The following is a 25,594-nucleotide window of genomic DNA, read 5'->3' on the forward strand; positions in this document are numbered from 1 at the left end:
CCCGCAGCAACGGAGGTGCCTGGATGAGTCTGGTCGCGCTCGCCACGCAAGTGGCGGACAAGGTGGCCGAGACGGCCCGCAGCGTCGACGTCATGCGCCGTGCCGGCCTCGTTCCCTTCCCCAGACTCGACGAAGGGGTCCGCTCCCTGGTCGCGCTCCGGAAGTTCGGGCCGTTCGCCGGCGCCAACCACATCTCCGCGCGCCGCGACCCGACCGCCGTCGGCATCGTCGACGAGCTCGGCCCGCTCACCTACAAGCAGCTCGACGACCAGTCGAACGCGCTGGCCAGGGCCTGGTCGCAGCGCGGCATCAAGCCCGGCCAGGTCGTCGCCGCGCTCTGCCGCGACCACCGCGGCCTGGTGCTCACGATGGCCGCGTCCGGCAAGCTCGGCGTCCGCCTGCTGCTGATGAACACCGGCTTCGCGAAGCCGCAGCTGGCCGACGTCGCCAAGCGCGAAGGTGTCACCGCGCTGGTATACGACCAGGAGTTCACCGGCCTGCTCGACGCCATCCCGGCGGACGTCGACCGCTACCTCGCCTGGGTCGACGCCGACAGCGACCTGAGCGACCGGGCCGTGCCGGTGCTGTCCGAGATCATCGCCAGCACCGACGACCGGCCGTGGCCCGCGCCGGCCAAACCGGGGGGTTTTGTGCTGCTGACCAGCGGCACCACCGGCACCCCGAAGGGCGCGCCGCGGCCGCACACCTCGGCGCTGGCCTCGGCGCAGTTCCTCGACCGAATCCCGCTGCGTTCCAACGAAGCGACGTACATGGGCGCGCCGCTGTTCCACGGCACCGGGCTGTCGCAGTTCATCCTGTCCTTCGCGCTCGGCTCGAAGGTCGTGATGCGCCGCAAGTTCAGCCCGGAAGAGACGTTGCGCGGGGTCGCCGAGCACCGCTGCACCGCGCTGGTCCTGGTGCCGACGATGCTGCAGCGCATCGTCGATCTCCCGAAGGAGGTCCGCGAGAAGTACGACACGTCGTCGCTGCGGATCATCTTCGTCGCCGGCTCGGCGCTGTCGCCGGACCTCGGCAACCGCGCGAACGAGGCGTTCGGCCCGGTCGTGCACAACCTCTACGGCTCGACCGAGGTCGCCGTGGCCACCGTCGCGACGCCGGCGGACTGGGCGAAGGCGCCGGGCACGGTCGGCCGCGCGCCGGTCGGCTGCAAGGTGGCGCTCTACGACCAGAACGGCGGCCGCGTCACCGAGCCGAACGTGACCGGGCGGGTGTTCGTCGGCAGCGGCCTCAGCTTCGGCGGGTACACCGACGGCCGCCACAAGGAGATCATCGACGGCCTGCTCTCCAGCGGCGACGTCGGCCACTTCGACGAAGACGGCCTGCTGTTCATCGACGGCCGCGACGACGAGATGATCGTCTCCGGCGGCGAGAACGTGTTCCCCATCGAGGTGGAGAACCTGCTGGTCGAGCGCGAGGACGTGCTCGAGGCGGCGGTGGTCGGCATCGACGACCCGGAGTTCGGCCAGCGGCTCAAGGCGTTCGTGGTGCGGGCCGAGGGCTCCGACCTCGACGTCGACACGGTCCGCGAGTACGTCAAGGCGAACCTCGCGCGCTACAAGGTGCCGCGCGACGTCGAGTTCCTGGACGAGCTGCCGCGCAACGCGACCGGGAAGGTGCTGCGCACCAAGCTGTCATGAGCCGCGCTGGACGTTGACGATCCGCCAGCGTCCCTCGCGGCGCTCAGCGACGACAGTGCACGCGGCGCCGTCGCGGCGTCCGGTCGCGACGCCGACCGTCGGGGTCACCTGCAGGCGGCTCCACCGGAACGCGCCCGCCGGGGCGTGGGCCGGCCAGGTGTCCCGGTCGAGCACCACGCCGGCCGGGCCGTCCCCGCGGAAGCCGTCGGCCAGCAGGGACGCCAGCGCGCCGGGGTCACCGCGGGCCTCGGCGTCGCGCCAGCGGGCCAGCAGCTCTTCGAAGGTGTCCACGTTCCGAAGGTCGCAGCCGCGGCTTTCCGGGACATCTGCCACCTGGCCGAGATCCGCTGGCAGACTGGCCGGGCCATGACCGAACCGAACCTCCTCCCCGCCGGCACGGTGACCATCCTGTGCGCCGGCGACGCGCCCCCGCTCGCCTTCTCGACGCCCGAAGAGGCGCTCGCGGCGGTGACCGAGGGGCCGGCCGCCCTGCACACCGGCGAAGCGCTGGTCCGCGAAGACGGCACGCCCACCGGGCCCGCCGTCCGGCGCTGTGAGCTGCTGCGCGAGCTGGCCGACGGCCGGACGCTCGTCTCGGCGCGCGCCGCGGCGGCGTTCGAGGAGGCCGTCACCCTGCACGACCTCGGGGTGCACCGGCTGGCCGACCTCACCGCGCCCGAGCGGATCTTCCAGCTCGGCGGGACACCCACGCCGCTGCGTTCGCTCGACGCCGTGCCGAACAACCTGCCGGTGCAGCTGACCGGGTTCGTCGGGCGCGCGGCCGAGACCGCGGACGTCCGGCGGCGGCTGGCCGGCGGCGGGCTCGTCACGCTGGCCGGTCCGGGCGGCAGCGGCAAGACGCGGCTGGCCGCGCAGGTCGCCGCCGCGGCCGCGTCCCGGTGGCCGGACGGCGTGTGGTGGGTCGAGCTGGACACCGTCACCGGACGGGACGCCGTCGCCGAGCTGGTCGCCGCCACACTCGGGGTGCCGGTGGAGCCGCACGCGGGCGCCGCGCGGTCGGTCGTGACCGAGCTGCGCGACCGGCGGGTGCTGCTCTGCCTCGACAACTGCGAGCAGGCCCTCGACGGCGTCGCGGACGTCGCCGTCGAACTGCTCCGGTCCTGTCCCGAGGTCGCGCTGCTGACGACCAGCCGGGAGCCGCTCGGCGTGCCGGGGGAGACGGTGTGGCGGGTGCCGCCGCTGGCCGTCGAGGAGGCCGTCGCGCTGTTCGTCGAACGCGCGGGCGCGGTGCGTCCCCTGTTCACTTTGGACACTTCGAGCGCGGTCGCCGTCCGGTCGGTCTGCACCCGGCTCGACGGCATCCCGCTGGCCGTCGAGCTCGCCGCCGCGTGGCTGGGAACCCTTACCCCGCACCAGATCGACGCCGGGCTCGGCGACCGGTTCGCCCTGCTCACCCGCGGCCCGCGCGGCGTCCCGGAGCGGCAGCGGACGCTCGAAGCCTCGATCGCGTGGAGCCACGACCAGCTCGATGACGGCGACCGCGCGGTGTTCCGGCGGCTCGCGGTGTTCGCCGGCGGGTTCACCCTGGACGCGGCCGGCGGCCCGGCCGAGCTGCCCGCGCTGGGCCGGCTGGTGGACAAGTCCCTCGTGGTCGCCGAGGACGGGCGGTACCGGCTGCTGGAGACGTTGCGCGAGTACGCGGCGGTCCGCCTCGCCGAGGCGGGCGAGGCCGACGCCGTCCGCGAGCGCCACCTGGACCACTACCTCGCGCTCGCCGAGGCCGCCGAGCCCGATCTGGACCGGGACAAGGACGCCTGGCGGGCCCGGGTGGAACCCGAGCGCGACAACCTGCGCGCGGCCCTGGAATGGGGGCTGACGCGGGAAGATCCCGGCCGCGGCCGCCGGCTCGCCGCCGCCGTCGCGTGGCTGTGGAACCTGCGGGGCCGGGGGCACGAGGGCCTGGCCTACCTGAAGCGCGCGGTGGCGAGGCACCCGGACGAGCGGTCGCCGTTGCAGGCGCGGCTGTTCACCGGGATGGGCCTGGTCGCCGACACCACGGCGCCGTTCGACCTCGAAGCCGCGCGGCAAGGCCTGGAACTCGCCACCGAACTCGGCGAAGCGAGCCTTCGCGCTCGTTGCCTTTCGCTCACCGCGCTCGGTCACCTCTACTCCGACTTCGGCGCCGCTGAGGATCTCGCTGTCGAAGCGGAGAAGGTGGCCGAAGCCGCCGAAGACGGCTTCGCGCGCGACAGTGCGTTGATGCTGCGAGGAATCATCCAGTTCGCGCGCGGCCGTCACGGCGAAGCCGCGCCCCTGCTCGCCGAAGCGGCCGAAGGACTGCTTCGCCGGGGTGACCGCGGGCTCGGCTCGACCGTCCTGAGTGTCCGGTCCGGCATCGCGCTCGCCGCGGCGGACCTGCCGCGGGCACGGGAGCTCGCCGAGGAGGCGGTGGCGGTGGCCGCGCCGCTCGGGGACTTCCACCGCGTCAACACCACGCTGAGCCGGCTCGCGCTGGTGCACTGCTTCGCCGGTGACGACGAGGCCGGATTCCGTGTGATGGAGCCGTTTCTGCGGTTGCTCGAGACTGCCGGTGACGTTTTTGTGCCCGGCATGGCGCAGGTGATGGGGGAGCTGCACTGGCGTCGCGGCGACCACGAGGAGGCCGCGCGCTGGTTCGAGCGCGAAGCCGTGCCGGGGACGTACATGGCGTCGCAGGGACTGGCCGAGCGCGGCGCCTTGCTGCGCGCGCTGGGCCGCACCGAAGAAGCGGCGGAGGTGCTGGCCACCGCCGTCGAGCTGACGCGCCGGTGGTCGCTGCCGTCGTCCCTGGCCGACGCGCTCGACCAGCAGGGGCACCTGGCCGAGCCGGAGCAGGCCGCGGAGCTGCACCACGAGGCGTTGACGCTGCGCCTCGACCACGGCCTCCGGCTGGGTGTCCTGGCGAGTCTGGACGCGCTCACCGTCCTCCTCGCCCGCACCGGACGACCGGGAGACGCCGCCCGAGTGCTCGTGTCGGCGGACCGGGCCCGGGCCGAGCTGGGTTTCCCGCGTCGGGCGGGGGAGCAGGCCGAGCTCACCGGGCTCGGGCTCGCGACGGAAGAGGCGCCGATGAGTCTCGACGACGTCGTCGCGTTCGTGCGCCGGACACGGGGTGCGCGCGGCCGCCCGTCGAGTGGCTGGGGCAGCCTGACGCCGACCGAACTGGAAGTCGTGAAGCTCGCCGCGACGGGCTGCAGCAACCCCGAGATCGCCGGGCGCCTGTTCATGAGCCGCGGCACGGTGAAGACGCACCTCGCGCACGTCTACGCCAAGCTGGGCATCGCGAACCGCACCGAGCTCGCCACGGTCGCCGCACCCCACCTGAGCTGACGGCGGGCGCTCAGTCCCAGTCGATACCGAAGACGCCGGGGCCGAAGTCCAGGGCCACCGCGTGCACGCCGTCCCCGCCGTCGAGCTTCAGCGGGCGGCGGCTGAGGGAGCCGGTCGAGCCGTTGCGGGAGTACTGCCAGCAGCGCTCGGGCGCGGTGCCCGGCGCGAACCGGACCTCCAGCAGGTACTCCCGCACCGGCCGCCGGAACTCGCGGTAGTGCGTGTTGCGGCACTCCGGGTACGGCGGCCCGCTGTTGGTCAGCGTGTACTCGATCAGGTGCGTCTCACCCCGGTCGATCGGCTGGCCGAAGAGCAGTTCGGCGACGATCAGGCCGTGCGCCTCGTCGACCTCCGCGCGCCCGACGCGGCAGTTGCGCACGGCGTGCAGCTCCGGCGGGCCGGCCGCCGGGTCGTCCTGGGTGTAGACGAGCAGCCAGCGGTCCTGACCGTCCGCCGCGGCCTGGAACACCGCCCGCGCGGTGACCGCGCGCTGGCCGCCGTCCGCGGCGATCTCGCACAGGTCGTGCAGCCCGACCAGCTTCAGCGGGTGCTGGTGCTCGAGCGCGTCCGGCGCGCCGACCTTGTCCAGCAGCGGCTGCAGCACCTCACGCGGGAACGCCATCGGCTCGGCCGGGCGCTTCCCGGCGCCGCCGCGCGGCCGCGGCGGCGGCAGCAGCCCGAGCAGGGCGCCGGCGGGGACGTCGAGGATCTCTTCGAGCGTGCGCACCGCCGAGAGCGAGCTCTGCCGCTCCGGCTGCCGCTTGCCGGACTGCCAGTAGCTGAGGGCGGTGACACTGACGACCACCCCGCGGGCCCGCAGCCGCGCCTGGATCCGGTCGAGCGACAGCCCGCTGGTGGCGATGGCCGCGCGCAGCTGGGTGGCGAACGCGGTGCGCCCACCTTCGTGGCCGTCACCGGCCGTGCTGCCCGCCATTGCTGATCCGACCCGCCCCGTGCCGTCCCCCGACGATCCCCGACACGGAGCACGTTAGCAGGATTCACCCGGTCGACCGCGTCCCTCTTCGCCCGGGTTGCCGATGACCGGGGACGCGCGGCCACCCGGCCGAACGGGCTAGTACTGGCAACTGTGAACCATTGCCCCGGCCTGGGCGGACGCGCTTGTATGACCTTGCCTGCGCCGGTGGCACCGCCTCCCCCTCACGGCCCATCCGGGCGCCGGCGAAGAAGCCGTGGACAACGGCTCCGGCTCACCCGGCCGCGTTGTGCGACCGGCCGGGGTGGCCGCGCGATGACCGGTGGCCCGGCGACGCCCCCAGCGCCGGGCCACCGGTCTTATTACTTCCGGGTAGCATCCCGGTCATGACGCTCCGGAAGAACATCCTGATCACGGGCGCGAGCAGCGGTCTTGGCGAGGGCATGGCCCGCCAGTTCGCCGCGAAGGGGCACAACCTCGCGTTGTGCGCGCGGCGCACCGACCGGCTCGAAAAGCTGGCCGCCGAGCTGACCGCGGCGCACCCCGGGATCAAGGTCGTCACGCGCAAGCTCGACGTCACCGACCACGACAGCGTCTTCACCGTTTTCGAGGAGTTCCGGAAAGAGCTGGGGTCCCTCGACCGGGTGATCGTGAACGCCGGGCTCGGCAAGGGCCAGCCGGTCGGGAAGGGCCGCTTCGACGCCAACCGGCAGACCCTCGAGGTCAACTTCGTCGCGGCCGCCGCCCAGATCGAAGCCGCCGCCGGGATCTTCCGCGCGCAGGGCGCCGGGCACCTCGCCGTCGTCTCGTCGTTCAGCGCGATCCGCGGCCTGCCGGGCAACCTCACCGCGTACGCCGCTTCGAAGGCCGGGATCTCGGCGTTCGTCGACGGCACCCGGCTGGAGCTCAAGCGCAAGGGCATCACCGTCACCGACATCCGGCCCGGGTACATCGAGTCGGAGATGAACGACCGGATCGGCCGGAACCCGCTGCTGGCCAAGGCCGAGAGCGGGGCGCGGGCGCTGGTCAAGGCGGTCGAGGCCGAGCGGGCGCGGGCCTACGTCCCGGCGTGGCCGTGGGTGCCGCTGAGCCTCGCCATGCGCGTCGTGCCGGCCTGGATCCTGAGGAAGTTCGCGTGACCACCGTCGAGGTGCGTGAGGAAGACGCCTTCGACGCCGCCGCGGTGCACGAGTGGCTGTCCGCGAAGGTCGAGGGCCTCGGCGCCGAACCGCCGGCCGTCCGGCAGTTCCCCGGCGGCGCGTCGAACCTGACGTACCTGCTGAGCTACCCGGACCGCGAGCTGATCCTGCGCCGCCCGCCGGCCGGGCACAAAGCGGCGTCGGCGCACGACATGCGGCGCGAGTACCGCGTGCAGCACGCCCTCAAGCCGGTGTTCCCGTACGTGCCGCGGATGCTGGCCTTCGGCGACGACCCGGCCGTGCTCGGCGGCGACTTCTACGTCATGGAGAAGCTCGACGGCCTCATCCTGCGCGGCAACCTGCCCGAGGGCATGACACTGACCCCGGAGCAGGCCCGCGAGCTGTCCGGCAAGGTGGTCGACCGGCTCGTCGACCTGCACGCCGTCGACGTCGAACGAGCCGGGTTGAGCGACCTCGGCAAGGGCGCGGGGTACGTCGAGCGGCAGATCCGCGGCTGGTCGGACCGGTACATCGCGGCGCGCACGGACAACGTCGGCGACTTCGCCGAGGTGCGCTCGTGGCTGGCTTCGAACCAGCCCGCCGAGGTGAAGATCTGCCTGATCCACAACGACTACCGGCTCGACAACCTGGTCCTCGACGGCGCGTCGACGTTGAACATCACCGGCGTGCTCGACTGGGAGATGGCCACGCTCGGCGACCCGCTGATGGAGCTGGGCAGCATGCTCGCCTACTGGGTGCAGGCCGGCGACGACGACGTCATGCAGGCCAGCCGCCGCCAGCCGACCCACCTGCCCGGCATCTTCACGCGCGAAGAGTTCGTCGCGCGTTACGCCGAGAAGACCGGGCTCACGATCGGCGACTGGCGGTTCTACGAGGTCTATGGCCTGTTCCGGCTCGCCGCCGTGCTCCAGCAGCTCTACCGGCGCTACGTCGACGGCGCCACCCGCAACCCGGCGTTCAAGGACTTCTGGCAGTTCGTCGGCTACCTCGACTGGCGCTGCCGGGAGATCATCGCGAAGGGGAGTGTGTAGGTGGGCGCGATCTACCTGGTCCGGCACGGCCAGGCGTCGTTCGGCGCAGCCGACTACGACGCGCTGTCGCCGCGGGGCTTCGAGCAGTCCACTGTGGTCGGTGCGGAACTGCTGCGGCGCGGCGTTTCCTTCAGCCAGGTCCGGTCGGGCACGCTGGCCCGGCAACGCGACACCGCGGCGACGGCGCTGAAGGTGCTCGGCCTCGACGCCCCGGTGGTCGAGGACCCGCGCTGGAACGAGTACGACCACGTCGACATCGCGCGGCACCACGCGGGCGGCGCGCCGCAGGAGGATTCCCGGGCTTACCAAGGGGTATTGGACGCGGCGCTGACGGCGTGGACGTCGGCCGGCTCCGGCGGCCCGTGCGCCGAGACGTGGCCGGCGTTCCTCGCGCGCTGCCGGGACGCGCTCTCGGACCTCGTGGCGTCACTGGGCAAGGGGGAGCACGCGGTCGTGTTCACCTCCGGCGGGGTGATTGCCACGCTCTGCGGGCTGCTGCTGGGGACTCCCGAGACGGGGCTGCTCAAGCTCAACCGCGTCACGGTCAACGGCGGCATCACGAAGCTGGTTTCCGGGCGCGGCGGTGTCACACTGCTTTCGTTCAACGAACACCCGCACTTCGAGGCGGCCGCGGCGCGGCTGCTCACCTACCGTTAGGAGCGGTTGATGCGGTTCGGCGAGGTCACGGTCATCCCGGTCAACGGGCACGGCCCGGAGGACGTCGTGGTCGACGGCGAAGGCCGGATCTACACCGGCGTCGACGACGGCCGGATCCTCCGGCTGTCCCCGGACGGCCACCGCATCGACGTCATCGCCGACACCGGCGGCCGCCCGCTCGGGCTGGAGCTGTACGGCGAAGACGAGCTGCTGATCTGCGACGCGCGGGCCGGGCTGCTGGCGGTGCCGCTGTCGGGCGGGAAGCCGTCGGTGCTGGCCACTTCGGCGCTGGGCCTGGACTTCGTGTTCTGCAACAACGCGGCGGTGGCGTCCGACGGAACGGTCTACTTCACGGACTCCTCGCGCCGCTTCGGCATCGACAACTGGCGCGACGACCTGATCGAGCAGACCGCGGGCGGCCGTCTCCTGCGACGGAACCCGGACGGCACGATCGACCTGGTCCTGGACGGCCTCCAGTTCGCGAACGGCGTCGCACTGGCCCCGGACGAGTCGTTCGTGGCGGTGGCGGAGACGGGCGGGTTCAGCGTGTCACGCGTGTGGCTGCGCGGTTCCCGCCAGGGCCAGTCCGACGTGTTCGTGGACGGGCTGTGGGGGTTCCCGGACAACATCGCGACGGGCTCGGACGGCCTGATCTGGGTGACGCAGGCGTCCCCGCGCGTGGCGGCACTGGACGTGGTGCGCCGCCTCCCGGCGTTCCTGAGGGCGGGCGTCCGAGCGCTCCCGACGTCGCTCCAGCCGAGCCCGGGCCGCGAGGTGGGCGTCCTGGGCGTGGCCGCGGACGGGAAGGTGGAGCGGGAGTTCCGCGGGGAGATCCCGGGCTTCCACATGCTCGTCGGGGTGCGGGAGTGGCAGGGGCAGCTGTACTTCGGTTCGCTGGAGGAAGACGCGATCGCGGTGACGGCTCGCTGAGTGTCAGGCTCGGCGGAGGAGCCGCCGGGCCTGGCGGGTGAGCCGTTCCAGCGTTGTCCCGTGCCTCGAGAGCCGCGCGCCCCGCCGGGACCAGGATCGCCCGGCGGCGTCGACGAACTCGAGCGAGCGGACCGCGCAGTCTTCGTGCGTCTCGAACAGCACGATGGTCTCACCGGGCCCGACCGCCGGTTCGCGCCAAGGCTTCTTGGGGCCGCCGTCGGTGTCCGCGCCGAAGGTTTTGGACAGCCGCAGCCGCGCCGGGTCGCGGTACCCGATCGTCGACCGGATCCGCAGGTCGGTGCAGGGGAGGTCACTCGCATTCTTGACGAGGATGCGGTGGGGTTCGCCGTCGGTCCGGGACCGCTGCACCCAGGCGGCCACCTTGTCCGCCTGCTCGCGGACCTTCTCGCGCCGGTCGCGCATGATCACCGTCAGGGTCAGGACGAGCGCGAGCCCGCCGAAGTACGCCGGCACGCTGCCCCAGTCGACCATCGGCTCAGCATAAGCGGATCTAACGGCCGGTCCACCGGGGTTCGCGTCCCGCGGACCAAGCCGCGTAGAACTCCTTGTGGTCCTTCGCCGTCATCAGGAGCGCCTGGGTCATCGCCTCCAGCTCGATCGCGCTGCCCAGGTCCATGTCCAGTTCCCGCGTCAGCAGCACCTTCGTCGTCGCATACGCCAACGCCGGGCCGTCCGCCAACCGCCGGGCCAAGGCCGTGGCGACAGAAAGCAAGTCGGCGTCCGGCACCACCTGCGTCGCCAACCCGATCTCCGATGCCCGCGCAGACGACACCTTGTCACCCAGGATCAGCAGCTCCGTCGCCCGGCCCAAGCCCACCAGCCGCGGCAGCAGATAAGCCGACCCCATGTCGGCCCCCGCCAAGCCCACCTTCGTGAACAGGAACGCGAACTTCGCCGACTCCGCCAGCAGGCGGAAGTCGCTCGCCAGGGCGATCACCGAACCCGCGCCCGCCGCGACGCCGTTGACCGCCGCGATCACCGGCAGCGGGCACTCGCGCAGCGCCTTCACCACCGCGCCCGTCATGCGGGTGAACTCCAGCAGCTGCGCCGTCTCGAACTTCTGGAGCTCGCCGATGATCTCCTCGACGTCGCCGCCGGAGCAGAACCCGCGGCCCTGCCCGGTGATCACCAGCACCCGGACGTCTTCGTGCTGCGGCAGCTCCAGCACCAGGTCCCGCAGATCCGCGTATACCTCGAACGTCAGTGCGTTGAGCTTCGAAGGACGCGTGAACGTCACGGTCGCCACGCCGTCGGAAACGGTGAACTCGAAGTGTTCCCACTCCTTCGTCAGCGGTGCGGTCGCGCGGAACGGGCTCATGACTGGATTCCTCCGCCGTCGAGTACGAGGGTCTGGCCGTTGATCGCGGCGGCCTCGGGGGCCGCCAGGAAGGCGACGGCGAACGCCACCTCCGAAGGTTCCAGCAGCCGGCCGAGCGGGGACGCCGACGCCAGCGCGGCTTCGGCCTCCTCGGAAGCCCGGCCGGTGCGCTCCTGGATGCGTGCCACCGACGTCGCCGTCATGTCGGTGCGCACGAACGCGGGGCAGACCGCGTTCGCCGTGACGCCGGTGCCCGCCAGCTCCGCCGCGACCGCCCGCATCAGCCCGGCCGCCGCGTGCTTCGACGCCGTGTATCCGGCCGTGTAGCGGTAACCGACGTGCGACGCGGTCGAGGCGACCGTGACGATCCGGCCGCGGTCCCGCGAGCGCATCCCCGGCAGCACCGCGCGGGTGCACAGAAAAGCGCCGGTCGCGTTGACCTCGAGCTGCGCGTGCCAGTCGGCGAGCGAAGTCCGGGAAACCGGTGCGCTGGAAGAAATCCCGGCGTTGTTCACCAACACGTCGACCGGTCCGGCCGCCTCGAAATAAGCGTTGACGGCGTCTTCGTCGGTGACGTCGCACTCCGTGCGCCCCGGCGCGAGCACGGTGTCGCCGGCCGCGGAGAACCGCGCCGCGATCGCCGCGCCGATGCCGCGGGTGCCGCCCGTGACGACGACCAGGCGGCTCACGGGCGGGCCGCCAGGGCGCGCCGGTCGAGCTTTCCGTTGGCAGTGCGAGGGAGTTCGGTCACGAAGACCACCTCACGGGGGTACTTGTGCTTGGCCAGGTGGGCTTTCGCGTGGTCCTTGAGCTCGTCCGCCGACACCGCCCCGCCCGGCCGCAGCACGACGTACGCGCGCGGCACGACGAGGCCGCCGGTCTCGTGGCCGACCACCGCGCAGTCCATCACGGCGGCGTGCCCGAGCAGGCAGTCCTCGATCTCGCCGGGCGCGACGAACACACCGCCGACCTTGAGCAGCGCGTCGGCCCGGCCGTGGTGGCGGAAGTAGCCGTCGGTTCGGCTGAACAGGTCACCCGAGGTCAGCGTGTCGCCGTCGAACGTCCGCGCGGACTTCTCGGCGTCGCCGAAGTACTCCAGCGCGATCGTCGGCCCGGTCACGCGCAAGGGCCCGATTTCGCCGTCGGGCAACGGGTTTCCGAGCTCGTCGACGACCTGCGCGGTGTACCCGGGCACCGGCGTGCCGAGCGTGCCGAGCCGCGCGGCGCCCGGCCGGTTCGACAGGTAGATGTGGTAGGCCTCGGACGAGCCGATCCCGTCCACCACCGGCACCCCGAAGGTCGCGTCCCACTTCCGGTGCAGCTCCGGCGGCAGGGCTTCGCCGGCGGACGTCGTCATGCGCAGGCAGCCAAGGTCCTGCGAAGCCGCGGCCGGGTGCGCGACCATCGCGCTCATCATCGTCGGCACGTTGACCAGCACGGTCGGTCGGTGGCGGGCGATCAGCTCGAAGATGAGGTCCGCCGTGCTGCGCTCGGGGAACGCGATCCCGGCCGCGCCAACGCCGAACGGGAACAACGCCACCAGGTCGCGCGCGTAGCCGAAGAACAGCTTGGGCACGGCGAGGACCCGGTCGTCCTCGCGCAGCCCGAGCACCTGGACGGCGTACCGCTCGAAGCTCTCTTTCGCGCTGCGCAAGGGATGCACACACGCCTTGGGCGCGCCGGTGCTGCCGGTGGTGAACTTCCAGATCCCGACGTCGTCGAGGGTCGTCGGCGCGGCTTCCAGGGTGTCGGGCGCGGCGTCGACCAGAGTCCGGAATGGACGCTCGTCCGGCCGCAGCTCGCTCTCCGGAACCCCGGTGACCAGCAGGTTCCGCGCACCCGCGGTCCGCAACGCGGGCAGCGTGACGGCGTCGGCGAGCACGGCGACGGCTTCGGTGTAACCGAGGTAGTACGCGTAGTCCTTGGGCTGCAGGAACGGGTAGACCTCGGCGGTGACCGCGCCGATCTTCTGGGCGCCGTACCAGGCGGCGACGAACTCCTCGCCGTCGCTCAGCGCCAGCAGCACTCGCTGTCCTTTTTGGACACCCGCGTCGCGCAGCACGTGTCCGGCGCGGTTGGCGAGCGCCGCCAGCGACGCGTAGCTGACCGTCCGTGCGCCGACGAACAGCGCGGTCCGGTCACCGCGGCCCTCGGCCACGTGCCGGTCGAGGAAGTGCGTGGCGAGGTTGAACGGCTCACTCACGGGCCAGCTCCCGGATCGCTTCCACCAGCAGGTCGGTCAGGGTCGAGAAGGTCGACACGCCCTCCTCCGCGGTCGCCTCGGCCGGTGCGCCGCAGTAGGCCTCCGTCATGCCCATGGCCAGGAAACCACCGTCTTCGGGCGCGGAAGCCAAGCTGACGGGCACGTGCGGCAACGTCCGCATCAACGGCTGGTCGACGAGCTCGGGCCGGTCGGCCAGCACCAGCGACGTCTCGTACCGCCCGGCGTGGCACTCACCCGACCGGAACTCCTCGGTCAGCCGCTGCGCGTGTTTGCGCCGGACCAGGTCGAGCAGGGCGGCACGCCCGTCGTAAGCGAAGTTCAACGTCTCGACCGCACGCCGGAGGGTGACCAGGTGCGCGGGCTCGAAGTGGTTGTTGACCAGCAGGATCCGGCGCAGGCGCTGGCCGATCAGCGCGGCCCCGATGTCGACGAGCAGCGAGTGCAGCGTCTCCTCGCCGATGTGGACCCCGCCGGCGAACCCCGCGGCGAACCGCGTCACGCCGTAGGGGACCTCGGGCAGGACCAGCACGTGGACGTCGTCGTCGGCGGCCAGCCGCTCGGCCGCGCGCTCGCACATCCCGCGTGAGATCAGCGGGTCGGTGCCCAGCGGCGCGTGCGGGCCGTGCGGCTCGACCGCGCCGAGCGGGAGCAGCAGCACGGGGACGCGTGGGCCGTCCGGGAGGGCCGCGACCTGCCGCGAGCTGAGGTCCGCGAAGTACGTCACGCAAATCAAGCTACACCGCAGCGGCCTGAGGTGTATAGAGTTGTCCCCATGCCCGGAGAAGCGTTCGACGCGAGCCCTCAGGAGCTGGTCCTGACGCTGCTGGGCAGCTACGTGCACCCGCGCGAAACCCGGCGCGTGTGGTCGGGCGGCCTGGTCGCGGTCCTCGCCGAGCTGGGCTTCTCCGACGGCGCGGCGCGGATCGCGCTCACCCGCATGGTGCGCCGCGGCCTGCTGCAGCGCCACCGCGAGGGCCGGACCGTGCACTACTCGCTGACCGGCCGCACCATCGCCCTGCTCGCCGACGGTGACCACCGGATCTTCTCCCTCGGCCGCCGCGAGCGCGCCGCCGAGGAGTGGACCGTGCTCTGGCAGAGCATCCCGGAGAGCCGCCGCCAAGCACGGGAACGCCTGGTCAGGCGGCTGCGGTTCCTCGGGTTCGGGCCGTACCAGGACGGCACCTGGATCGCCCCGCACGACCGCGAGGCCGAGGTCGTCGCCCTGCTCGTCGAGCTGGGGGTCACCGAGCACGCGGCGCTGCTGCTCGGCCGGCCGTCGGCCGCGCTGGACGTCCGGCGCTTCGCCGGCCGGGCCTGGGACCTCGACGAGCTGGCCGCGCGCTACACGGTGTTCGTCGACCAGTTCGGCGGGTACGCGGGGAGGGACATCCCGGACGCCGAAGCCTTCGCCGTCCGGACGCGGCTGGTGCACACCTTCCGCGCGTTCCCGTCCTTCGACCCCGAGCTGCCCGCCGACCTGGTGCCGGCGCCCGAGCACCGGGCGGCCGCGGTCGACCTGTTCCACGATCTGTACACCGCGCTGGCCCCGGCGGCCCAGCGCCACTTCGACGAGGTGACCCAGGGATGACCGACATCAACGCCCAGACCCAGGAAGCATTGAGCTACACCTCGTACCTGGCCCTCGACGAGGTGCTCGAGGCGCAGCGCCCGCGTTCGGACGAGCACGACGAGCTGCTGTTCATCGTGATCCACCAGGTGTACGAGCTGTGGTTCAAGCAGATCCTCCACGAAGCCGCGTTCCTGCAGAAGAACCTCGAGGCGGGCAACACCGCGCACTCGATCCGGATCCTGCGGCGGATCCTGACGATCCTCAAGGTCGCCGTCGCGCAGATCGACGTGCTGGAAACCATGACCCCCAGCCAGTTCACGAGCTTCCGCGCCCGGTTGGACGCTTCGAGCGGCTTCCAGTCGGCCCAGTTCCGCGAGCTGGAAGCGGTGCTCGGACGGCGTGACGAGCGGGTGTTCGCGCACTACCCCGAAGACGGCGAGCAGCGGAAGAGCATCGCCGAAGCGATGGCGCGGCCGTCGTTGTTCGACTCTTTTCTCGCGTACCTCAAGGCTTCTGGCTACCCGGTCGGGTGTGACCGAGACGTCACTCTCCCGGTGGAGCCGTCCCCGGCCCTGCAGGCGATATTGCTGGACGTGTACAGCGACGACGGCGGTCCGTCGGTCGTCGCGGAATGTCTGGTCGATCTCGACGAAGGGATGCAGGAGTGGCGCTACCGGCACGTGAAGATGGTCGAACGCACCATCGGCGACAAGACCGGGACGGGAGGGTCGTCCGGCGCGACTTACCTGCGTACCACCCTTTTCCAGCCGATGTTCCCGGATCTCTGGGCCGTACGGAGCCGACTTTGACCACCTTGGACGATCTGCGGGCCGACGACAACGCGCTCGCCCCGCACTACACCCGGTTCTCCGTCCGGGAGCGCCTGCTGCTGTCCGGGCATTCGCACCAGGCCTGGCCGGACGTCGCCGAAGAAGGGCTCCTGGAGTCCTTCGCCGACGCCGCCCGTGACGTCGACGAGAAGTGGGGCCGCGCCTTCGCGAAGGCCGACGAGCTGCGCGCGGGCTTCCGCCTGCTGCTCGGCGACCCGCACGGCGAGTACGCGCTCGGCGCGAGCACGCACGACCTCGTGCTGCGCTTCCTCTCGGCGATGGAGCTGCCCCGAAGACCGCGTCTCGTCACCACCGACGGCGAGTTCCACACGCTGCGCCGCCAGCTCGCCCGCCTCGAGGAGGAGGGCGTCGAGGTCGTCCGGGTGCCCCTGGACCCGGTGACGACGCTCGCCGAGCGGGTGGCCGGCGAAGTCGACGACAACACCGCGGCGGTGCTCGTCTCGGCCGTGCTGTTCGAGACGTCGCGGCTGGTGCCGGGGCTCGCGCACCTGGCCGACTCGTGCCGCGCCCGGTCGATCGAGCTGGTCGTGGACGCCTACCACGCGCTCGGCGTGGTGCCGTTCGCGTTGCACGACCTCGGGCTCACCAACGCGTGGGTGCTCGGCGGCGGGTACAAGTACCTGCAGCTGGGGGAGGGCAACTGCTTCCTGCGGCTGCCCGCGCACGCCCAGGAGCTGCGGCCGGTGATCACCGGCTGGTACGCCGAGTTCGGCGCGCTCGCCGACGAGCGCCACCCGGGCGCGGTGCCCTACGCGACCGGCGGTGACCGGTTCGCCGGCGCCACCTACGACCCGGCCAGCCACTACCGCGGGGCCCGCGTCCAGCGGTTCTTCGCCGAGCAGGGGCTCACGCCGGAGTTCCTGCGCGAGGTGTCGCAGCACCAGGTGGGCCTGCTCGCGGAGGTGTTCGACAAGCTCGGGCTGCCCGAGGACGTCGTCACGCGGGATCGTGAGACGCCGCTCGCCAAGCTCGGCGGGTTCCTTTCCCTGCGAGCCCCGGACGCGGCGGGCCTGCAGGCGGCGCTGGCCGCCGAGGGCGTCCGCACCGACAGCCGCGGGCACCACCTGCGGTTCGGCCCGGCGCCGTACCTTTCGGACACCCAGCTGGAAACGGCGATGGCGACCCTCGGCTCGGTGGTCCGGGGCTGATCTCCGCGTTACCAGTCCGTATCGCGAGACCTCCCCTGGTCCGCCTCGGGCGAGGGATCTAGGTTGGGTCCCGGATGGGCAATCAGGCGGACGACCTCCGCCCCGCCCGCCGGTCAACCTTGGAGCGCGTCCCGGTCACGAACCGGGCGCGGGAGACGAAGGAGTCACCACCGTGACCGAAGGAGTGTTCGCCCGGAACTCCGGGCACGAACAGGTCGTGTACTGCCACGACGAAGCCAGTGGCCTCAAGGCCATCATCGGCATCTACTCCACGGCGCTCGGACCCGCGCTGGGCGGGACGCGCTTCCACCCCTACGCCACCGAATCCGACGCGCTCGACGACGTGCTCGCGCTGTCCAAGGGCATGGCGTACAAGAACGCGCTGGCCGGGCTCGACCTCGGCGGCGGCAAGGCCGTCATCATCGGCGACCCGAAGACGCTCAAGTCCGAAGCGCTGCTGCGCGCGTACGGGCGCTTCGTGCAGTCCCTGGGCGGCCGCTACATCACGGCGTGCGACGTCGGCACGTACGTGCAGGACATGGACATCGTGGCGCGGGAGTCCCGGTACGTCACCGGCCGCTCGCCCGAGGACGGCGGCGCCGGCGACTCGTCCGTGCTGACCGCGTTCGGCGTCTTCCAGGGCATGCGGGCCTCGGCCGAGCACCTCTGGGGCAGCCCGGACCTGGCCGGCAAGCGGGTCGGCGTGGCCGGCGTCGGCAAGGTCGGGCACATCCTCGTCGGGCACCTCGTGGAGGCCGGCGCGCAGGTGACGATCACCGACGTCTACGCGCCCGCGCTCGCGCGGACCCAGTCGATCTACCCGACCGTGCAGGTCGTGTCCGATGTGGACACCCTGCTGCGCGCGGAGCTGGACGTCTTCGCGCCGTGTGCGCTCGGCGGCGCCCTGAACGACGAGACCGTGCCGGTGCTCGGCGCGAAGATCGTCTGCGGCGCGGCCAACAACCAGCTCGCGCACGCCGGGATCGACAAGCAGCTCGCCGACCGCGGCGTGCTGTACGCGCCGGACTACCTGGTCAACGCGGGCGGCGTGATCCAGGTCGACGACGAGCGCCACGGCTTCAACTTCGAGCGCGCCAAGCGCAAGACCACAGCCATCTTCGACACGACGAAGGCCGTGTTCGAGCTGGCCGTCGCCGACGGCGTGCCCCCGGCGACGGCGGCCGACCGGCTCGCCGAGCGCCGGATGGCGGAGGTCGGGCGGCTGCGGTCCATCATGGCCGGGTGACCCTTTCGGACATCTTCGCGGCGGCGGGCGTGCGGGGCTTCCTGCACGCCCGCCGTCTCGGCTCTGTCGACTGTGTGGGGCTGGACGCCGACGAGCCGGTGGTCTTGGCGTCCGTGGTGAAGGTGCCGCTGGTGTACGAGTTCGCCCGCCAGGTGGCGGCCGGCCTGCTGGATCCCACGGACCGGGTGCGCGCGTCCGCCGCGGACCGCCTGGGCGGCAGCGGCACGTCGGGCTTCGCGGACGACGTCTCGTACAGCCTGCGGGACGCGGCTCTGCTGGCGTTGTCGGTGTCCGACAACACGGCCGCGGACCTGCTGTTCGACCGCGTCGGCGTGGAGAACGTCCGGTCGCTGCTGGCGGAGCTGGGCCTGTCGCGGACGTCGGTCATCGGCGCGCCGCGCGACCTGCTGCGCACGATCATCGAGGACACGTCGGCGGAGGTTCCGTTGCGGGCGCTGGACCCGCTGCGGACTTCGGCGACCACGCCGCGCGAGATGACCGCCCTGCTTGCCGCGATCTGGGCCGACCCGGCGGCGGCCCGGCTCCGCGAGTGGATGACGGCGCAGGTCAGCTGGCACCGCCTGACGGCGGGCTTCCCGCCGGAGGTGACGGTGGCCGCCAAGACGGGCACGATGCCGGGAATCCGCAACGAAATCGGCGTCGCCACCTACCCGGACGGAACCTCCTACGCCATCGCGGTGTTCACGGTCGGCGGCGCGGAGACGCTGCGGCGCCCGGACATCGACCGCGCGATCGGCGACGCGGCCCGCGCGGCGGTCGAGGAACTGCGCTCGTAGGAAGCTGGCCGCCGTGATGCCCCGCCGATCACGTGATGCCTGCGTGGTCACGCGTGATGCCTCGCCGATCACGTGATGCCCTGCCGGTCACGCGTGATGCCCGCCTGATCACGCGTGATGCCCCGCCGATCACGCGCGCGACCCCGGCCTGCTCTCAGCCGCGGTCGTAAAACACGTCCCACGGCCGCGCCCCACTCGGATCCGGCGGCACGATCCGCGACACGCCGTCGTCGCGCAGGACCTCCGCCGCGATCTCCGCCAGCGCCGCCGCCTGCGGGTGCGGGCTCGACGACGGCCACGCGAATGCCGTCCTCGCGGGCAGCCGGTCCTCGAGCGGCCGCCACACCACGCGCGGCTCCTTGCGGGCCCTCGGCTCGAACGCGACGCCGTGCCCGGCGAGAACCAGGCCGAGCGCGAACTCCGGGTTGCGCGCGTGCCGGATCGTGGCCGGGCGGAAGCCGTGGTCCCAGCACGTGCGCAGCAGCGCGTCATAGCTCCCGGGCGCCGCCGCGCGCGGTGCGTGCACCAGGCCTTCGCCCGCGAGGTCGGCCAGGGCCAGCGACGCGCGGCGCGCCAGCGGCGAGTCGCGGGGGAGGACCACGCCCAGCGGCGTGTCGATCGCGGGCCCGAGGTCGAGCCCGACGACGTCGACCGGCAGCTGCAGCAGCCCCGCGTCCAGCTCGCGGCCGGCCAGCAGCCGGGTCTGCTCGGCCGTCGTCAGCTCCTGGAGGTCGAGGCGGACGGCGGGATGGCGCTCGGCGAACGCCGTGAGGATCGCGGCGAGCACCCGCCCGGGCAGCTCCGGCGGCACGCCCGCGCGCAGGGCGTCCAGCTCGCCGCGGTCGGCCTTCGCGACCAGCGCCGTCATGCGGTCCCAGCGGGAGAGCAGGTCGCGCGCTTCCGTGCGGAGCACTTCGCCGGCTTCGGTGAGCGTGACGCGGCGGCCGCGGTCGAACAGCTTCGCGCCCAGCTCGGCTTCGAGCCGCTTCACGCGCTGGCTCAACGGCGGCTGCGCGATGCCGAGCCGGTCGGCCGCGTGGCCGAAGTGCAGTTCTTCGGCGACAACGAGGAAGTACCGCAGCGAACGGAGGTGGTCCACGCTGCGACGATACCTGTCCGCATATCGACATGCCGCCGTGCCGATCTTGGACAGCGCGGCGCGGTTCGTGGTCGGCTGCCCGGCATGGACACAGGATTCAGCAGGCGAGGGCTGTTCGGCGCGGGCGCGGTGGCGGCGACGGTCCTCGCGGGGGTGACGCCGGCCGCCGCGAGCCCCCGCGCGTCGCGGATGACCGTGCGGTGGTGGGGAAACAACGGCTGGGAGGTCCGCGTCCCGAGCGCGGACGGAACCGGGACGAAGACCATCCTGATCGACCCGTGGCTGACGCGCTTCAAGACCGGGACGTACACACCGGCGGGCGCGGACCCGAAAACCCCGCTGTCGGTGAACAAGACGCTCATCGACGGCTACCTCGACCGCGGCGAGCTGCGCGCGGACCACATCCTGGTGACCCACGGCCACTACGACCACCTCACCGACGTCCCCTACCTGGCCAAACGCACCGGCGCGACGGTCATCGGCACCGAGACCCATTTGAGTCTCATGGCGGCCCTGGGCGCCCCCGAGGACCAGCTGGCGATCGCGAGCGGCGGTGAGGACCTGACGTTCGACGGCTACTCGATCCGGATCCTGAGGTCCCTGCACTCGGCGACGGGCGAGCGCGCGCGGGTGCCGTTCCCGGGCTCGCGGCCGCTGTCGCGCCGCGACCGGCCGAAGGTGATCGAGGACCTGGTGGAGGGCGGCACGCTGGCGTACGCGGTCACCGGCGGCGGCGCCACGCTGCTGGACTTCGGCGGCTCGAACTACGTCGAGTCCGAGCTGGCGGGCCTGCGCCCGGACGTCGTGTGCGTGCCGGCGGGCGGCGCGAAGGTGACGCAGTACGTGCCGCGGCTGCTGCGCACGCTGGGCAACCCGAGGTACGTGGCCGCGACCCACTGGGACGACTTCGACCTGCCGCTCGGCCAGGCGAAGGACCCGAACGGCGGCCTGGAGGTGCTGCGCAAGGCGGTCGCGGCGGCGAGCCCGGCCAGTCAGTTCGTGGTCCTGGACCACCTGGGCTCGTTCACCCCCTGAACGCGGTGAAGGCCCCCACCGCGCGCGGTGGGGGCCTTCACGAGCTCGGCCGGGGCTCAGCCGCTCTTGCGGCGGAACGTCCGCTTGTTGGCCGCCGGGCCGTGGGCGTGCTGGTTCTTGCCGCCGGCGTTCTCGTGGGACGCGCCCGAGCGGGCGTGCGCCTGCTTGCGCTCCAGCGCCTCCCGGAACTTGCGCTTGACGTCGTCCTCCTCCTCGCCGCCGGGCGAGGGATTCGGTTCACTCATGTTTACCTCCGGGACTGACGACGTGTGACCGCTCCAGCCTGGCAGTGGCCCGGCCGCTTGGCGAGTCGATTACGTCACCGCTTCGGTGTGGGCACTCCGCCGAACTGCACCGACTTGCGCGTCAGCGGACGGCCGCAGTGGTCGCACAGCAGGATCGGCCGCAGCCGGTTGCCGCACTCGACGTGGTTCAGCGTGATGTCCGGCTCCTGGCCGGTCACCTCGAACCCGCGCGACCACTCCGCGATGAACGCCAGCGCCGGGAAGAACGCCAGCCCCTTCGCCGTCATCCGGTAGTCGCGGGCGTCGGTGCGGGTCTTCGCCGTGCCGGTGCGCAGCACGCCGACCTCGACGAGCTTGCTCAGCCGCGCCGACAGCACGCTCGGCCCGATCCCCAGCTCGCGCTCGAACTCCGAGAAGTGGTGGCAGCCGAGCAGCGCGGACACCAAAAGCCCGGTCGACCACCGGTCGCCGAGCAGCTCCATCGTGTCGGGGAAGAACATCATCGGGTCGCCGGCCAGCGACTCGGCGTCCTTGCGGCGGAAGCGCTTGGACGCCGTCGCGGCGGCGACGCCCGTGCTGTCGAGCCGGGTGGCCCGCACGTCACGGGCGTCGACCCGGCGGCCGCAGGCGCCGCAACCGAGGGGCGCTGATGTAGCCAGCTCGCAGTCGAGGTGGATGAGCGTCGGCAGCACCTCACGGCGGCCTTCGACCCACTCGCGTTCCCAGGCCCAGATCGAGATCAGCAGCGGCCACAGCTCCAGGCCGCGCTCGGTGAGCCGGTACTCGTGCCGCGTGCGCCGCGCGTCGCGGTACGGCACGCGCGTGAGCATGCCCGCTTCCACCATGTCCCGCAGCCGCCCGGACAACGCCGTCGGCGAGATGCCCAGCCGCAGCCGCAGCTCCTCGTACCGCCGGAAGCGCAGGAAGAGGCTCTGCAGGATGAGCAGCGTCCACTGGTCACCGACCAGTTCGAGTGCTCTCCGGAGCGGATCCCCCGCGGGCCGGATGCGTTGTGCCGTCGCCTCGGTCACCGTCATTTCCCCCTGTCCAAGAACGGCCTCAGCGTACACCTGACTACAGCAAAAGAAGCCTATTGACACCTGACTACACAAATCATAGTCTCATCCCCATCAGCCAGCGCGGTGAGCCCGAGATCCAGGGAGAAGCCCGATGACCAGCACCTCCGAACAGCCGCTGATGGTGGCCCGGACGGCGGACACCGGCGAGGCGAACCCCTACCTGCTCGGCGTGTACGCCCCGGTCGACACCGAGATCGACGCCGAAGACCTGCAGGTCATCGGCGAAATCCCGAAGGACCTCAACGGCGTCTACCTGCGCAACGGCCCCAACCCGCGGTTCGCCCCGGAAGGCCGCTACCACTGGTTCGACGGCGACGGCATGATCCACGCCGTCCACCTGGAGAACGGCAAGGCGCGCTACCGCAACCGCTGGGTCCGCACGAAGGCCTTCGAGGCCGAGTCCGAAGCCGGCAAGGGCCTCTGGACCGGCGTCATGGAGAACCCGAAGGGCAACCCCTTCGGCAACCACCACGGCCTGGGCCTCAAGGACAACGCCAACACCGACGTCGTCTTCCACCGCGGCCGGATCCTCGCGACCTGGTACCTGTGCGGCTCGCCGTACGGCATCGACCCGCTCTCGCTCGAGACGCTCGGCGCCGAAGACTTCCTCGGCACGCTGGTCGGCGACATGATGGCCCACCCCAAGGTGGACGAGGCCACCGGCGAGCTGTTCTGGTTCGACTACGGCCCGCGCCCGCCGTACCTGCGCTACGGCGTCATCAGCGCGGACGGCCAGGTCGTCACCACCACCGAGATCGAGCTGCCCGGCCCGCGCCTGCCGCACGACATGGCCATCACCGAGCACTACGCGGTGCTGATGGACCTGCCGCTGGTCCAGGACCTGGAAGCGGCGAAGCTCGGCCGGCACAAGCTGCACTTCGACCGCTCGATGCCGAGCCGGTTCGGGGTTCTGCCACGCTACGGGAACGGTAGCCAGATCCGCTGGTTCGAAGCGAGCCCGTGCTACATCTACCACGTCGTCAACGCCTGGGAAGAGGGCGAAGAGGTCGTCCTCGACGTCTGCCGCGTGCGCAAGCCCGCCCCGCGGGCCGACGCGCACACGCCGCTCGCGAAGATGCTCTCCTACCTGCGCCTCGACGCCCAGCTGCACCGCTACCGCTTCAACCTGCGGACCGGCGTGTGCCGTGAGGCCCCGCTCGACGACGACAACACCGAGTTCCCGACCGTCGACTCCCGTGGGGTCGGCGCCCGGAACCGGTACTCCTACGCGGTGCACATCTCGCCCGAGTCGACGCTGAAGTTCGACGGGCTCGTGCGCTACGACAATCTTGCCGGCTCCAAGACCGAATACCGGTTCGGTCCCGGCCGGTGGGGCAGTGAGGCCCCGTTCGCACCCCGCGACGGAGCAGCCGCCGATTCGGCGGACGGTTATCTGGTGACGTTCGTGCAGGACGAGCGTGAGGGACGCTCGGAACTGGACATCTTCGACGCCGCCGATCTCGCTGCCGGACCCGTGGCCAGGGTCCTGTTGCCCCAGCGTGTCCCGCTCGGTTTTCACGCGACCTGGGTCCGGGCGGACCAGCTGGAAAACCTCCGTTCATGAGATGCCATCGAGAGGGTCGCGCCCGGGACTTCCGGACGCGGGGATGGTGGAGTGCGGAGACGATCGACCGGCTCGTGAAGGAGCGGGTCAGTGCCGACCCGGAGGGTCTCGCGCTGGTCGATCCACCGAACACCACCGCACTGGTCGGACGCGACCCGGTGCGGTGGACCTGGAACCGGCTCGACGAACGTGTCGACGTCCTGGCCGCGTTCCTGCTCGCCAGAGGGGTGCGAGCAGGTGACGTCGTGGCCGTGCAGCTGCCGAACTGCTCGGCCCTGGTCCAGGCGTTCCTCGCGATCGTGCGGATCGGCGCGGTTGTCACCCCGTTCCCGGTGTCCTACCGGGAGCACGAGATGGGCCCGATGTGCCGGCGCACCGGGGCTGTCGGGGTGGTCACCGCATCCAGATACGGCGAGCACCCGCTCGCCGGGGCGGCCCTTGGGCTAATCGGCGCTACGGCGCCGTCGGTCCGGTTCGTCGTCGCCCGGGGGGACGACGAACCGGCCGGCGCCCTGGCCTGGCCCGAAGACCCACTGTCCGAAGCGGACCAATCCACTTTGGACTCCTACCTGTCCACACTCGACACCGACGTCGACGACTGCGTGACGATCTGCTGGACGTCCGGCACCGAAGCCGAACCGAAGGCCGTCCCGCGCTGCCACGGCGACTGGCTCGCGACGGCGGGCGGCTGCGTCCAGGCCGCGGGGATCACCCGCGACGACGTCCTGCTCTCGCCGTTCCCCATGACGAACATGGCCGGCATCGGCGGGATGTTCCTGCCGTGGCTGCTCACCGGCGCGGTGTTCGTCCCGCACCACCCGTTCGACCTGCCGGTGTTCCTCGGCCAGCTCGCGGCCGAGCGCGTGACGTACACCCTCGCGCCGCCCGCGTTGCTGACCATGTTGCTGCACAACGAGAAGATCCTGTCCGGAGTGGACATCACGAGCGTCCGGAAGATCGGGTCCGGCTCGGCGCCGCTCTCGCCGTGGCTCGTGCGCACCTGGGCCGAGCGCCACGGGATCGACATCATCAACTTCTTCGGCTCCAACGAAGGCACCGCGCTGCTGTCCGGTCCCGTCGACATCCCGGACCCGGACCAGCGCGCGAGCTACTTCCCGAACTACGCCTCCGGCGTCACCTGGTCGACGCCCGTCGCCGGCTGGACGTCGGTGCGGCTACACGACCCGGTCACCGGCGAGCACGTGACCGAACCCGGGCGCCCCGGCGAGCTGCACATCGCCGGGCCGACGGTGTTCGCCGGGTACCTCACGAAAATCGGCGAACCGCTGGACACCACGGCGTTCGACGAAGACGGGCACTTCCGCACCGGCGACGTCTTCGAGATCGCCGGCGACCGCGGCGAGTTCCTGAAGTACGTCGACCGCGCCAAGGACCTGGTCATCCGCGGCGGGATGAACATCTCGCCCGCCGAGGTCGAGGGCCTGCTGGCCGGGCACCCGGACGTCGCCGACGTCGGGGTGGTCGGGGTGCCCGACGACGTCATGGGCGAGCGGGTGTGCGCGGTGGTCGTGCCCGGCGACCGCAAGCCGTCGCTGGAGGACCTGGTCGAGTACCTGCGGGAGAAGAAAGTCGCCGCGTTCAAGCTCCCGGAACGGCTCGAGTACGCGGACGCCTTGCCTCGCAACCCCGTCGGGAAGATCCTGAAGCGGCAGCTGCGGGAAAGTCTGGAGTGAAAC

At 71.9% G+C, this 25,594-nt stretch carries 24 protein-coding genes; 14 read left to right on the forward strand and 10 right to left on the reverse strand.

Annotated elements, in window-relative coordinates; genetic code table 11:
- Positions 1-23: 23 nt before the first annotated feature.
- Entirely contained in the window at positions 24-1,658 is a 1,635-nt protein-coding gene (locus tag ACZ63J_RS30330) for an acyl-CoA synthetase (RefSeq protein WP_465401244.1), read from the forward strand.
- On the opposite strand, the gene ACZ63J_RS30335 is transcribed toward ACZ63J_RS30330, so the two are convergent.
- Positions 1,653-1,949: a nuclear transport factor 2 family protein gene (locus ACZ63J_RS30335; RefSeq protein WP_465340736.1), complete on the reverse strand. Its 297-nt coding sequence runs from the start codon at positions 1,947-1,949 to the stop codon at positions 1,653-1,655. The two genes, ACZ63J_RS30330 and ACZ63J_RS30335, sit on opposite strands and share 6 nt — an antisense overlap.
- Before the next feature lie 75 nt (positions 1,950-2,024).
- Between ACZ63J_RS30335 and ACZ63J_RS30340 the strand changes: the two genes are divergently transcribed.
- Positions 2,025-4,988, forward strand: a complete 2,964-nt coding sequence (locus tag ACZ63J_RS30340; protein ID WP_465401245.1) for a helix-turn-helix transcriptional regulator — start codon at positions 2,025-2,027, stop codon at positions 4,986-4,988.
- Between the two features lie 10 nt (positions 4,989-4,998).
- Here the strand turns inward: ACZ63J_RS30340 and ACZ63J_RS30345 are convergent, their stop codons facing one another.
- Positions 4,999-5,922, reverse strand: coding sequence for a hypothetical protein (locus ACZ63J_RS30345; protein WP_465401246.1), 924 nt, complete (start codon positions 5,920-5,922; stop codon positions 4,999-5,001).
- 386 nt (positions 5,923-6,308) lie between these two features.
- Here ACZ63J_RS30345 and ACZ63J_RS30350 point away from each other — a divergent pair, with 386 nt between their 5' ends.
- From ACZ63J_RS30350 to ACZ63J_RS30365, 4 genes are read left to right on the forward strand one after another with little or no spacing between them, the layout of a single operon-like run.
- Positions 6,309-7,061, forward strand: coding sequence for an SDR family oxidoreductase (locus ACZ63J_RS30350; protein ID WP_465401247.1), 753 nt, complete (start codon positions 6,309-6,311; stop codon positions 7,059-7,061).
- The gene (locus ACZ63J_RS30355) at positions 7,058-8,113 is read left to right on the forward strand and encodes a phosphotransferase family protein (protein WP_465401248.1); all 1,056 of its coding nucleotides are present in this window, start codon (positions 7,058-7,060) and stop codon (positions 8,111-8,113) included. Before ACZ63J_RS30350 ends, ACZ63J_RS30355 begins: the two co-directional genes overlap by 4 nt.
- On the forward strand, positions 8,114-8,770 hold the full coding sequence (locus tag ACZ63J_RS30360) for a histidine phosphatase family protein (RefSeq protein ID WP_465401249.1): 657 nt from the start codon (positions 8,114-8,116) through the stop codon (positions 8,768-8,770).
- Positions 8,771-8,779: 9 nt separating this feature from the next.
- The gene (locus ACZ63J_RS30365; protein ID WP_465401250.1) at positions 8,780-9,700 is read left to right on the forward strand and encodes an SMP-30/gluconolactonase/LRE family protein; all 921 of its coding nucleotides are present in this window, start codon (positions 8,780-8,782) and stop codon (positions 9,698-9,700) included.
- Between the two features lie 3 nt (positions 9,701-9,703).
- On the opposite strand, the gene ACZ63J_RS30370 is transcribed toward ACZ63J_RS30365, so the two are convergent.
- From ACZ63J_RS30370 to ACZ63J_RS30390, 5 genes are read right to left on the reverse strand one after another with little or no spacing between them, the layout of a single operon-like run.
- On the reverse strand, positions 9,704-10,192 hold the full coding sequence (locus ACZ63J_RS30370; protein ID WP_465401251.1) for a hypothetical protein: 489 nt from the start codon (positions 10,190-10,192) through the stop codon (positions 9,704-9,706).
- 19 nt (positions 10,193-10,211) lie between these two features.
- Positions 10,212-11,039, reverse strand: coding sequence for an enoyl-CoA hydratase family protein (locus tag ACZ63J_RS30375; RefSeq protein WP_465401252.1), 828 nt, complete (start codon positions 11,037-11,039; stop codon positions 10,212-10,214).
- Complete coding sequence (locus tag ACZ63J_RS30380) at positions 11,036-11,728, reverse strand: SDR family NAD(P)-dependent oxidoreductase (protein WP_465401253.1); 693 nt, start codon at positions 11,726-11,728, stop codon at positions 11,036-11,038. Before ACZ63J_RS30380 ends, ACZ63J_RS30375 begins: the two co-directional genes overlap by 4 nt.
- The gene (locus ACZ63J_RS30385; protein WP_465401254.1) at positions 11,725-13,242 is read right to left on the reverse strand and encodes a benzoate-CoA ligase family protein; all 1,518 of its coding nucleotides are present in this window, start codon (positions 13,240-13,242) and stop codon (positions 11,725-11,727) included. Before ACZ63J_RS30385 ends, ACZ63J_RS30380 begins: the two co-directional genes overlap by 4 nt.
- Positions 13,235-13,987, reverse strand: coding sequence for a creatininase family protein (locus ACZ63J_RS30390; RefSeq protein WP_465340728.1), 753 nt, complete (start codon positions 13,985-13,987; stop codon positions 13,235-13,237). The genes ACZ63J_RS30385 and ACZ63J_RS30390 overlap by 8 nt, the downstream gene beginning before the upstream one ends.
- Positions 13,988-14,035: 48 nt before the next feature.
- Here ACZ63J_RS30390 and ACZ63J_RS30395 point away from each other — a divergent pair, with 48 nt between their 5' ends.
- The 5 genes from ACZ63J_RS30395 (at position 14,036) to ACZ63J_RS30415 (ending at position 18,875) form a co-directional block, all read left to right on the forward strand.
- Entirely contained in the window at positions 14,036-14,851 is an 816-nt protein-coding gene (locus ACZ63J_RS30395) for a PaaX family transcriptional regulator (protein ID WP_465304060.1), read from the forward strand.
- A complete protein-coding gene (locus tag ACZ63J_RS30400) occupies positions 14,848-15,642 on the forward strand; it encodes a tryptophan 2,3-dioxygenase (protein ID WP_465340726.1) in 795 nt (264 codons plus the stop codon). The genes ACZ63J_RS30395 and ACZ63J_RS30400 overlap by 4 nt, the downstream gene beginning before the upstream one ends.
- Entirely contained in the window at positions 15,639-16,832 is a 1,194-nt protein-coding gene (locus tag ACZ63J_RS30405) for a kynureninase (protein WP_465401255.1), read from the forward strand. The genes ACZ63J_RS30400 and ACZ63J_RS30405 overlap by 4 nt, the downstream gene beginning before the upstream one ends.
- A 172-nt stretch (positions 16,833-17,004) precedes the next feature.
- Positions 17,005-18,078: a Glu/Leu/Phe/Val dehydrogenase dimerization domain-containing protein gene (locus ACZ63J_RS30410; RefSeq protein WP_465340724.1), complete on the forward strand. Its 1,074-nt coding sequence runs from the start codon at positions 17,005-17,007 to the stop codon at positions 18,076-18,078.
- Positions 18,075-18,875: a serine hydrolase gene (locus tag ACZ63J_RS30415; RefSeq protein ID WP_465401256.1), complete on the forward strand. Its 801-nt coding sequence runs from the start codon at positions 18,075-18,077 to the stop codon at positions 18,873-18,875. The genes ACZ63J_RS30410 and ACZ63J_RS30415 overlap by 4 nt, the downstream gene beginning before the upstream one ends.
- 154 nt (positions 18,876-19,029) lie before the next feature.
- On the opposite strand, the gene ACZ63J_RS30420 is transcribed toward ACZ63J_RS30415, so the two are convergent.
- Complete coding sequence (locus tag ACZ63J_RS30420; protein ID WP_465401257.1) at positions 19,030-19,974, reverse strand: LysR substrate-binding domain-containing protein; 945 nt, start codon at positions 19,972-19,974, stop codon at positions 19,030-19,032.
- Positions 19,975-20,058: 84 nt separating this feature from the next.
- Here ACZ63J_RS30420 and ACZ63J_RS30425 point away from each other — a divergent pair, with 84 nt between their 5' ends.
- A complete protein-coding gene (locus ACZ63J_RS30425; protein WP_465401258.1) occupies positions 20,059-21,009 on the forward strand; it encodes an MBL fold metallo-hydrolase in 951 nt (316 codons plus the stop codon).
- 56 nt (positions 21,010-21,065) lie between these two features.
- Here ACZ63J_RS30425 and ACZ63J_RS30430 read toward each other — a convergent pair whose 3' ends face one another.
- Together ACZ63J_RS30430 and ACZ63J_RS30435 are read right to left on the reverse strand one after the other, a co-directional pair.
- Entirely contained in the window at positions 21,066-21,254 is a 189-nt protein-coding gene (locus tag ACZ63J_RS30430) for a DUF5302 domain-containing protein (RefSeq protein ID WP_465340720.1), read from the reverse strand.
- A 74-nt stretch (positions 21,255-21,328) separates the two neighbouring features.
- Positions 21,329-22,285, reverse strand: coding sequence for a winged helix-turn-helix transcriptional regulator (locus ACZ63J_RS30435; protein ID WP_465401306.1), 957 nt, complete (start codon positions 22,283-22,285; stop codon positions 21,329-21,331).
- 139 nt (positions 22,286-22,424) lie between these two features.
- On the opposite strand from ACZ63J_RS30435, the gene ACZ63J_RS30440 reads away from it, so the two are divergent.
- Complete coding sequence (locus tag ACZ63J_RS30440) at positions 22,425-23,897, forward strand: carotenoid oxygenase family protein (protein ID WP_465401259.1); 1,473 nt, start codon at positions 22,425-22,427, stop codon at positions 23,895-23,897.
- Positions 23,898-23,971: 74 nt separating this feature from the next.
- A complete protein-coding gene (locus tag ACZ63J_RS30445; RefSeq protein ID WP_465401260.1) occupies positions 23,972-25,591 on the forward strand; it encodes a class I adenylate-forming enzyme family protein in 1,620 nt (539 codons plus the stop codon).
- Positions 25,592-25,594 lie beyond the last annotated feature (3 nt).

The sequence above is a fragment of the Amycolatopsis sp. NPDC104863 genome, from assembly GCF_055582965.1.